Source organism: Paraburkholderia dipogonis (assembly GCF_046027395.1).
Taxonomy (GTDB): domain Bacteria; phylum Pseudomonadota; class Gammaproteobacteria; order Burkholderiales; family Burkholderiaceae; genus Paraburkholderia; species Paraburkholderia dipogonis_A.
Map to the genome: position 1 here is coordinate 38626 of NZ_JAQQEG010000057.1, position 9796 is coordinate 48421.

Here is a 9796-nt window from a genome sequence, read left to right on the forward strand (position 1 = left end):
TAGCCTGAGGCGCAAACACCGTACGGCCTTTGCCCCCGGCCGGCCGCACGGCGCGCCCGGATCGAGTCCGGCGCAAACGTAACAGCGCATTTTAAAAGAAATCAAGCGCGGTCCAAGTTAGTTTTTTTGTAAGAATTCCCTTCGCGCGAAAGGAGTCTGTAGTTTCGGGCGGTCTTACGAGCGCTTTCACGCGCGGCTGGAGTTATTCACAGAAAATGTTGAAAGGCCTGTGGACAAGCCGCCCGCAAACGCTACAACTCCTTGATGTCACGGGATTTTCATGTCGCGCCCGTTCCGCATCGGGGCAACTCGTCATATGATGGTCTCGGCGCGCGCCAACACCTGCTCGCGCCACGGCGTCCGCCAAATGCACGCTTTGAACCGCCCATGCCAACAAGTATGCGAGCCGACTATGAACAAGCCCAGCGAACGCATCGTCGTATTCGTCACGACCGCGCAGAAACGCGCTATCACTTCCACCGCCGAGAATCTGGGGATTAGCGTCAGCGAGCTGATGCGGCGCGCGGTGTTGAGCTTCGGCGCAACCAGCGAGCAGGTGAAAGCGGCGAGCATCGTCGACCGGTTGCGCGCGCCCCGCGCGCCGGACGCGCTCGACGCCGCGCTGCAACGAGTCGCGCGCGGCACGCGGCATGCGCGCGCCGCATTGCCGCCGGCTTTGCAAACACACGGCGACAGCGCGACCGGCGCGTCCACGAATAACGCGGCGGGATCCACTGCACCGGCCCCGGCTGCGAGCGGGTTGCCGAGTGCGCCAGCAGGGCAAGCAGAGGCTGAATCCGCGCCGTTATTGCCGGCAGGTCTGGCCGCCGCCCTCGCCGCCGGCATCGACGAGGAAGCCGCGGCAACGGCCGAAGCCGTCGCGCGCATGGCGGCGGCCGAAGCAGCCGCGGCGGAAGGATCCGCGCCCCAGCAGACCGATACGGAAGCGCAATTGCGCAGCGTGCTCAAGCGCCCGCGCATCGACACGCCGCGCGACGACGACGATCCGCTCGGCGATCCGAGCACGAAAGGCGGCCGTTTCGCGTAATGAGCATGGGCGACGCATGTCGCACGACGCGTAACGCCGCGTTGCATATCGTTACATCGCGTCATTCAAAATGCGCGAGCTTTCGGCGATGCAAGCCTGGCATTCACCGAGCGATTCGCAGCGGCTCGTTACGCATTGAAAATACGCGTGGCGTACGCGTCTTTTGTGTCGTTGAATGCACGGCTGCTGGACGTGTTCAGCCATGCTCACGTACGGCGACAACGGACGCAAACAAAGCACACGCGCACCGCATCCATTCACGCCAGCGACACTTGCCGCGCGCAAAGTTGGCCAATTTGTCATCGCGCCCTTTAAGTCGGTTTTAAGAGAGCGCGTGGTGTAATATCCGCGAGCGGCTGAATGACAGGTCGCGCGATTTAACCTTTGAGCTGTTTGTCACTCGATATTCGAATCGAACAATTTACGTCGCCGCTATTGCAATCGGCGCGCGCGCCCCGAACTCCGGTCCGAACGTTGCGCAGCTTCGCGCGCAGCGGCGTAAAGTAGCAGTTGAATGCGGTTAAGCGCGCGGGATTATTCAGCGCCGTTTACATTCTTTGGAGGTTTTCATGTCGCTTTTTGACAGCATTTCGCGCACGCTTAAAGGTCTCCTGAACGACGCAGCCGATTCCGTGCAGGATCCGTCGCGCGACTCGCGCCAGATCGTGCGCGAACTCGACGAGAGCATCGCCAAAGCCGAGAACTCGCTGATCGAGATCCAGGCACAAGTGGCCACGCAGCAAAGCAAGCGCGATGTTGCCGCGGACAAGGCGAAGAAATACGAAGACGGCGCGAAACGCGCGCTGCAATCCGGTGACGAAGCGCTAGCGCGTGAAGCCCTCGGCGCGCAAGCCACGGCCGAAGCCGAGCGCGATGCGCTCGCGAAGGAACTGACTACGCTGGAGCCGTCGGTGGCGCAGCTCAAGAGTCAGATCGAAGACATGCGCACGCGTCGCAACGACCTGAACGCACGCTCGAACATTCTGCAAGCCAAGCAGCAGATCGCTCAGGCGAAAGATGTGGCAGCCACGGCATTGGGCGGCATCGGCGGCAAGAATCTGTCCGAAGATTTCCAGAAGCTCGAAGACAAGGTCGCGTTGTCGAATGCCCGTTCGGACGCACGCCTGAATTCGGCTGACGTGAAGAGCGGCAAGGCGCTCGAAGACAAGCTCGCGGATCTGAACCGCGGCCCGTCCGTCGAAGATCGTCTCGAAGCATTGAAGAAGCAGATCAACACGCCGGCCCAGTAATTGCGTCAGCAGCAGTACATACCGGCGGCCTTCGTGTGAGCCGCCGGAATCGACTGAAGGAGACGGGCGCAACGCGCCCGGTCCGTAAATGAAAAAAATTCTCGCAACCGCGTTTGCCTCACTGCTGTTCGTGTCGGCCGCGGCGTTCGCTGTGCCCACCGTTCAGCAGATCGAATCGGCCATGTCGCAAGGCAACTGGCAACAGGCCGACGCCGGTCTGAGCGAAGTGCTGCAGGCGCATCCGAACAATGCGCGCGCCCACTATCTGTACGCCCAGGTGCTCGATCGCGAAGGCCGTTCCGCCGACGCGCTCGCCCAGGTGCAGCAGGCCAAGACACTCGACCCGCAAATCCGCTTCACGGACCCGACCCGCTTCGCGCAAACCGAAGCGCGTATTCGCAAGGACGCGGAACGCGCAGGCGCCGCGGGCGGCAACACGACCAGCCGCGCGCCCAACCCGTTCGCGCAGCAGCAGACGGCGCCGTCCGTGCAACAACAGTCGGCCGTGGCGCCGCAAGCGCCGCAACGGCATGGTCCGGGTATGGGCATGTGGATCGGCATCCTTGTCCTCGTCGGCGTGATCGCGCTGGTGCTGCGCTGGACCTTGCGCCGCGCCCGCACGCAAGGCGATACGCGCGCCGACGACGAGCGTCGCGTGCAGCTCAAGCGCGCCACGGAGATGCTCAACACCGTGCGTTCGCTCAAGCTCGATGTGAAGCTCTCCACCGTGCAAGGTCATGAGGCGCTGGAGAAGGAAGTCGAGGCCACCGAAGACCAGTTGCGCGGCCTCGTCGAAACACTGTCGGGCAGCAAGAATCCGCTGCCGCCGTATCAGCTCGACGAGCTCGAGCAACGACTCGGCAGCATGCGCGCGCGCCTCGAGGGCCGGCCCGATCCGTATGCCGCACCGGCCGCCAGCGCGCAGCAACAGTCGCCGTATGCGCAGGAAGCCGAACGTTTCGGCAATCCGCCGCAAGCGCCCTATCCGCAGCAAGGACCGTATCAGCAACAGCCGCCGGTTATCGTGCAGCAAGGCGGCGGCGGTTTCGGCGGTGGCATGGGCGGCCTGCTGACCGGCGTGCTGCTCGGCGAAGCGCTGAACTCCGGACGTGAGCGTGTGGTGGAGCGCGACGTGGTCGTCGACGACGAAGCGCGCCGTCGTGGCAACGACGGCGGCAATGGCGGCGGCCTCGACTTCGGACAGGGCTCGAACGACTGGAGCGACAACAGCGGCGGCGTCGACATGGGCAGCAACGACGACTCCGGCGGCTGGAACGACAACACCTGAGCTTCGGCGCTGCTGAAAATCCGATTAGTCAGGCAAGCATGCGTCAATGAAAACAGGCTCCTTTTGGAGCCTGTTTTGTTATGGCGATTCGTCTTTTTGAGGCTTCACGCCTGCATCGGCACCGGCACCTTTTCCGGCTCATGCTGCGCCAGCAACACCGAACCCGCGAACAGCCTGACAATGAAGCGCTCCGCATAGGCGATCAGCGCATCGCGGCGCGCGTCGTCCGCGTCGATATAGTCAGCCGACAGATGAAAGAGTTGCAGCACGATCTGTGTGCAGATTTCATCGACAGTTTCACGCGTGAGCGTCGGCATCAGTTCCAGTTGAACGACGTCGTCGGCCATTTCCGCCGAGACCTCGTGCAGGTTCGCGCGCACCGCCTCGCGCAATGCCGGCGATGTACCATGATATTCGGCCAGCGCGCTCAGAAACGCCTCGCGGTTTTCCAGCGCGAACGCAAAGAACGCGACGCAGGCGCGACGCGGCACGCTATGCGGCTCGTCATGCGCGGCGAGCCAGCGCTCACGCCGCAGCATCGGCCGCAAACGGCGGCTCACCGATTCGACGGCTTCGCGCGCCAGTTCGTCGAGCGTGTCGAAATGACGATAGAACGTATTGGGATTGAGCCCCGCCTCGCGCGCCAGTTCGCGCAAACCCAGGCTCGTAAAACTGCGGCCGCCCGCCGTCAGGCGCAATGCGGCTTCGATCAGTTTGCGCTTGCCGGCCGGCAATTCCTGGCCTGCGGCAATGCCATGCTCCGCGGCGGCTGCCGCGTCGGATACGGATGTCATGTGTTTTCAATCGATGCGCGCTACGCGCGTTTAATAGCAGTACTCTAAACGATCTTGACGCCGAGTGCACAGTTGTCTACCCTGCGCGTTATGTTGCCGTAGACACATGTCGACGCTTGACTTCACCCCATGCCGGAGACCGCCGTGACGCCTGCTTCATCCGCCCCATCTGCCGCGCCACGCATCGCGATTGTCGGAAGCGGCTTTGCCGGCATCGGCATGGCAATTCGCCTGCAGCGAATGGGCATCACGTCGTTCACGATTTACGAGGCGGCCAGCGATATCGGCGGCACGTGGCGCGACAACACGTATCCCGGCGCGGCCTGCGACGTGCCCTCGCATCTCTATTCGTTTTCGTTCGAGCCGAATCCCGCGTGGTCGCGCGCGTTCGGCGGCCAGGCGGAAATCTTCGCCTATCTGAAGCATTGCGCCCGCAAGTATGGCGTCGAGCGTTACGTGCGTTGCAACGCGCGCGTGGCCGCGGCGCGTTTCGACGAAGCGCGCCAGGTGTGGCATGTCGAACTCGATCTGAACGGCGTGCGCGAAAGCATCGAGGCCGATGTGGTGATCGCCGCGAGCGGCCCGCTGTCCCGCCCGGCCATGCCGAAGATCGCCGGACTCGAGGGCTTCAAAGGCAAGCTGTTTCATTCGGCGCGCTGGGATCATGCGTATCCGCTCGAAGGCAAACGCGTCGCGGTGATCGGCACCGGCGCGAGCGCGATCCAGTTCGTGCCGCAAATCCAGCCGCGCGTCGCGCACCTCGATCTGTTCCAGCGCACCGCGCCATGGATCATGCCCAAGCCCGACAAGCCGATCGACACGCGCGCCCGATGGCTGTTCCACCATCTGCCGTTCACGCAGCGCTTCGTGCGCAGCGCGATCTACTGGCAACTCGAATCGCGCGCCATCGCGTTCGTGGTCAATCCGAAACTGATGAAGGTGCCGATGAAGTTCGGCCTGAGCTACCTCGAACGACGCGTCAAGGACCCTGTCCTGCGCGCCAAGCTCACGCCGAACTACTGGTTCGGCTGCAAGCGCGTGCTGCTGTCGAGCGACTACTATCCCGCGCTCAGCCAGCCGAACGTCGACGTGGTGACGAGCGGCATCCGCGAGATCGTCGCCGACGGCATCGTGACCGAAGACGGCGTGCATCGCCGCGCCGACGCGATCATTTGCGGTACGGGCTTCCAGGTCAACGACGTCGGCGCACCGTTCGACGTAACCGGCGTCGACGGCGCGGATCTCAGCGCCCTGTGGCTGCGCGACGGGCCGGAAGCCTACCTCGGCGTCAGCGTGGCGAACTTTCCAAACTTCTTCATGATCGTCGGCCCGAATACCGGGCTCGGCCACAACTCGCTGCTCTACATGATCGAGTCGCAAGTGCAGTACATCGCCGATTGCCTGCGCGTACTGCGTCGCCGCAACGCACGCACGATGAATCTGCGATCCGACGTGCAGCGCGATTTCAACGCGCGTTTGCAGAAGGACATGCAGCACTCCGTGTGGGCGAGCGGATGTCGCAGCTGGTATCAGACCCGAAACGGCAAGGTCACCGCGTTGTGGCCCGGCTTCACCTTCAGCTTTCGCAAACGGACGCGGCGTGTGCGTCCACACGACTATCGCTTCGCGCCCTGACGCCGTGCGCGGCGCGTGATGGACTGGGAGAGCGAGACGCCGCCGATGCAATCCGATTCGAAGCCAGGTGAATTACAAAATCGAACTACAAGGGAGACAACAAAACATGGCAAGCATCGACTCCAGCACGCCCGCCTCGACATCCCCGCTGCCGCCGCGCTCGCTCGCCGCGCGCCTCGGCATCACCAGCGTGCCGCGCGACGAATTGCGGCGGCGCTATACGCAAAGCGGCTCCAGATTCGTGAAGATCATGGGCGCCGACGTGCATTACGTCGATGAAGGCAGCGGCGACATCATCGTGATGATTCACGGCTTCGCGTCTTCGTTGCACACGTGGAATCGCGTCGCCGATGAACTCAAGCGCGAGCATCGCGTGATCCGCCTCGATCTGCCGCCGTTCGGCGTGACAGGACCGCTGCGCTCCAGCGACGGCGAAATCGAAACGATGAATCTGCCGACCTATCGGCGTTTCATCGACACGTTCCTGCAGGCACTCGGCGTCTCGCGCGCGACCTTCATGGGCAACTCGCTCGGCGGGCTGATTTCGTGGGACTATGCGGTGCGTCATCGCGAAGCCGTCGAACGGCTCGTGCTGATCGACTCGGCCGGCTTCCCGATGAAACTGCCGATTTACATCGGCCTGTTCAACAGCGCGCTGGTGCGTATCAGTTCGCCGTGGTGGCTGCCTGAGGTCATCGTCAAAAGCGCGGTGCGCAACGTCTATGGCGATCCGCGCAAGATCGATGCGGTGACGCTGCGACGTTACGTCGAGTTCTTCCACGGTGAAGACACGCGTACCGCGATCGGCAAGATGGTGCCGACGCTCGACTTCAAGGAAGTCGACACCGACGTGCTGAAGACACTCGATGTGCCGGCGCTCGTGCTATGGGGTGCGAAGGATCGCTGGATTCCGACTGCGCACGCGGCCGAATTCGCAAGCCGCATTCCGGGTGCGAAGTCGGTCATGTATCCGGGGCTCGGCCATATTCCGATGGAAGAAGCGCCCGAGCGCGTGATGGCCGATTTGCGCGCGTTTCTCGGCACGCGCGGCGCGCCGGACTGACCTGGCTGCCTCTTTCCCGCTGATTCATTCAATGGATGCTTCGCGTGTGCATGTCGCGCGTGGATCTCGCACGCCCTTCCCTCCCGCCGCGTCGACGCGCTCAACCGCCGCCCAGCAGGCGCAATAGTCCCCAGAGAAACTTGCAGAGCATGACGATCAGCTCCCACAGGTGATAGAGCTGTTGCCAGCCCGAAACGCGCGCGAAGGTGTCGATCATGGGTTGCCGGTAAGAGACGGAAAGGTCTGCGGATAAGGCTGTGGTTCACAGTTCGACCGCACATCATAACGACTGCGGGATACCCCGTATCAAGTCGCTTGAAAGTCCGCCGTAAACGCGTCGAGGAGACGCTGAATCCGCGCTGGGTGACTGCGCCAACTGAATGCGCCGAGCGCGCCATCAGCAAACAAGTTGCATGGGACCAGAGTAAGCGCTAAAGCGCCAACTCTGGTCGACCGCTTTGCATGGGACCAGAGTAAGCGCTAAAGCGCCAACTCTGGTCGACAAAGGAGACACCATGACGCGTTTCAGCTTTCGCCGGGCGGCCCGTTCGCATACGGTCGTCGGCGATATTGCCGCGCAAGCCGGCAAACTGGGCATAGAGATCTGCGACGTATCGGGCCACGTCGAGGAAGTCGCCGCACGCGTGCAACGCCAGGCGCAAGTATGCCGCGCGCTGCGCGAATCGGCTGCGCAGACGCTCGCGGGCAATCATCGCATTGCCGCTGCCGCGCAGAAAATGAGTCACGTATCCGCTGAAGCCGCGACCGGCGTGCAGGAATCGCAACAGACACTCGAAGCGTCGCTGGCCGACATCCACGGACTCGTGGAAGGCGTGACGGTCATCGAAAATCAGATCGGCGCGCTGCGCAGCGCGTTGGCGCACGTGAGCCGCGTCTCCGAGGAGATTTCGCTGATCGCCCGTCAGACCCATCTGCTGGCACTGAATGCCGCGATCGAAGCCGCGCGCGCTGGCGACTCCGGCAAGAGTTTCGCGGTCGTCGCGGCCGAGGTGAAGAACCTCTCGGCGAAGACCGCGCAAGCCACCGGGCAGATCGAGACGACGCTGGCAAAACTCACCCAACAGACCGAGCAGTTGATCAGCGAGGGTTCCGTGAACACCGCGCGGGCGCACCGGGTGCGCGAAGGCACGCGCAAGATCGGCGACGTCGTGCATGCAACTGGCGATGCGATCGCGCATCTGAACGACGAGGCGGGACAGATCGCCGTGCTGACCGGCGAGATCGAATCGCAGTGCGGCGGACTCGAGGCACAGGTGCTGGAAATGGCGAGCGGCGTCGAGGACTCGAGCGAAAACTTTGTGCAGGCGAAGGACCGTTTGGGGAATCTGCTCGGTGTGTCCGAAACACTGATCGAACTGACCGCCGCTACGGGTGTGGAAACGGCGGACACGCGTTTTATCGAGGCCGTGCAGCGGGCGGCGGCCGCGGTGAGCAAGGCATTCGAAACGGCAGTGGCACGTGGTGAAGTGTCGATTGAGGATCTGTTCGATCAGCATTACGTGCCGGTGGCTGGGAGTCAGCCTCCGCAGTTTTTGACGCGGTTTACTGCATTGACCGACCGGGTGTTGCCCGCTATTCAGGAGCCTTTGCTTGATCTCGATCCACGAGTCGCGTTTTGTGCGGCGGTCGATTTGCGGGGTTATTTGCCGACGCATAATCTGAAGTTCTCTTTGCCGCAGCGTGCTGATGACGTGATCTGGAATACGGCGAATTGCCGGAACCGACGGATGTTCGATGATCGGACCGGCATTGCTGCGGCTTCACATACCAAGCGGTTTTTGTTGCAGACGTATCGGCGGGATATGGGGGGTGGGGAGTTTGTGTTGATGAAGGATGCGTCGGCGCCGGTTTTTGTTAGCGGGCGGCATTGGGGTGGGGTTCGGGTTGGGTATAAGGTTTGAGTTGTTTCTTGCGCATTGCGCTCCACCTGGGTACGACGGGCCGTGACCGCACCCATTCCAGCCATCCGCGCCGCTCGAAAGCCGCCCTTCGGGGCGGTCAGCGTTGCACCTTGCAGACGTTATGTTTTAACCACGCCAGGATGTTCTGATCTGTGACTGCTTTGGGATGCGTATCATTGAACGTCAGATACCCGTGGAATCCGCCATTTGTGTCGACGATAACAGGCGGATCAGATGCTATGTCATTGCAAGGGCTTTCAGAAGATATGTCTGACCCGTTCTGGCCTATGTCATTGAAGATGCTCTGCGGCGAAATGTCTGAACCGTATTGGCCGATATCGTTGTGGACTGAGTCGGGTGCCACATCTGAGCAGTTCAGACAGCCCAAATAAACGTCATGGCCTGCGCTTCCGAACAACATGAGTTTGACCTGTGCCTGCGCTATGCCGGAAGCTGTTGCCAGCATGAAGAACAGTAATATTTTTTTAACATTCATTTCTGCCTCCTTCTTGGTTATTGATTACGCCCATCGGCCGAGTTTGATCCTGAGCGCACGATCGCCAAGCCAACAAAGGGACATTTGCGGGGCACGCTGTGACCAAGTCGATGTGACAACGTTGACCATCAGCGCGTTCGTTCTTTCAGATAACTGGCATCACCATGCGGCCGCCCCTGCTGGGCGAAGTTGCCTGCACGTACTTATGCACAGATCACCCATTTACCCCCTAAGGGCTATTGGCGCTTGCCGGTGCGTATCTCTTCGGAGATGCGATCCATCTCCGCGATCGACCGCTCA

General features: G+C 62.1%; 8 protein-coding genes. 6 read left to right on the forward strand and 2 right to left on the reverse strand.

Going from position 1 to position 9796, the window contains the following annotated elements; genetic code table 11:
- The first annotated feature begins 412 nt into the window (after positions 1 to 412).
- From PQR32_RS37910 to PQR32_RS37920, 3 genes are all read left to right on the forward strand, one after another.
- A complete protein-coding gene (locus PQR32_RS37910; RefSeq protein ID WP_408239711.1) occupies positions 413 to 1048 on the forward strand; it encodes a hypothetical protein in 636 nt (211 codons plus the stop codon).
- 569 nt (positions 1049 to 1617) lie between these two features.
- Complete coding sequence (locus PQR32_RS37915) at positions 1618 to 2298, forward strand: PspA/IM30 family protein (protein WP_132374200.1); 681 nt, start codon at positions 1618 to 1620, stop codon at positions 2296 to 2298.
- Positions 2299 to 2386: 88 nt separating this feature from the next.
- On the forward strand, positions 2387 to 3586 hold the full coding sequence (locus PQR32_RS37920; RefSeq protein ID WP_408239714.1) for a tetratricopeptide repeat protein: 1200 nt from the start codon (positions 2387 to 2389) through the stop codon (positions 3584 to 3586).
- Between the two features lie 104 nt (positions 3587 to 3690).
- On the opposite strand, the gene PQR32_RS37925 is transcribed toward PQR32_RS37920, so the two are convergent.
- Positions 3691 to 4380 (reverse strand): TetR family transcriptional regulator, encoded by a 690-nt coding sequence (locus tag PQR32_RS37925; RefSeq protein WP_408239717.1) that lies wholly within the window; start codon positions 4378 to 4380, stop codon positions 3691 to 3693.
- Positions 4381 to 4524: 144 nt separating this feature from the next.
- Between PQR32_RS37925 and PQR32_RS37930 the strand changes: the two genes are divergently transcribed.
- The 3 genes from PQR32_RS37930 to PQR32_RS37940 all read left to right on the forward strand — a co-directional run bounded on the left by PQR32_RS37930 (position 4525) and on the right by PQR32_RS37940 (position 9000).
- A complete protein-coding gene (locus tag PQR32_RS37930; RefSeq protein ID WP_408239720.1) occupies positions 4525 to 6015 on the forward strand; it encodes a flavin-containing monooxygenase in 1491 nt (496 codons plus the stop codon).
- A 106-nt stretch (positions 6016 to 6121) separates the two neighbouring features.
- Positions 6122 to 7078, forward strand: a complete 957-nt coding sequence (locus PQR32_RS37935; protein WP_408239723.1) for an alpha/beta fold hydrolase — start codon at positions 6122 to 6124, stop codon at positions 7076 to 7078.
- A 515-nt stretch (positions 7079 to 7593) separates the two neighbouring features.
- Positions 7594 to 9000, forward strand: coding sequence for a methyl-accepting chemotaxis protein (locus tag PQR32_RS37940; protein WP_408239726.1), 1407 nt, complete (start codon positions 7594 to 7596; stop codon positions 8998 to 9000).
- A gap of 97 nt (positions 9001 to 9097) precedes the next feature.
- Here the strand turns inward: PQR32_RS37940 and PQR32_RS37945 are convergent, their stop codons facing one another.
- Entirely contained in the window at positions 9098 to 9496 is a 399-nt protein-coding gene (locus tag PQR32_RS37945; protein ID WP_408239729.1) for a hypothetical protein, read from the reverse strand.
- Positions 9497 to 9796 lie beyond the last annotated feature (300 nt).

What these genes read in the sequence shown, in the direction of transcription:
- PQR32_RS37910 (WP_408239711.1), top strand. Translation starts at nt 413, where the DNA reads ATGAACAAGCCCAGCGAACGCATCGTCGTATTCGTCACGACCGCGCAG.
- PQR32_RS37915 (WP_132374200.1), top strand. Translation starts at nt 1,618, where the DNA reads ATGTCGCTTTTTGACAGCATTTCGCGCACGCTTAAAGGTCTCCTGAAC.
- PQR32_RS37920 (WP_408239714.1), top strand. Translation starts at nt 2,387, where the DNA reads ATGAAAAAAATTCTCGCAACCGCGTTTGCCTCACTGCTGTTCGTGTCG.
- PQR32_RS37925 (WP_408239717.1), bottom strand. Translation starts at nt 4,380, where the DNA reads ATGACATCCGTATCCGACGCGGCAGCCGCCGCGGAGCATGGCATTGCC.
- PQR32_RS37935 (WP_408239723.1), top strand. Translation starts at nt 6,122, where the DNA reads ATGGCAAGCATCGACTCCAGCACGCCCGCCTCGACATCCCCGCTGCCG.
- PQR32_RS37940 (WP_408239726.1), top strand. Translation starts at nt 7,594, where the DNA reads ATGACGCGTTTCAGCTTTCGCCGGGCGGCCCGTTCGCATACGGTCGTC.
- PQR32_RS37945 (WP_408239729.1), bottom strand. Translation starts at nt 9,496, where the DNA reads ATGAATGTTAAAAAAATATTACTGTTCTTCATGCTGGCAACAGCTTCC.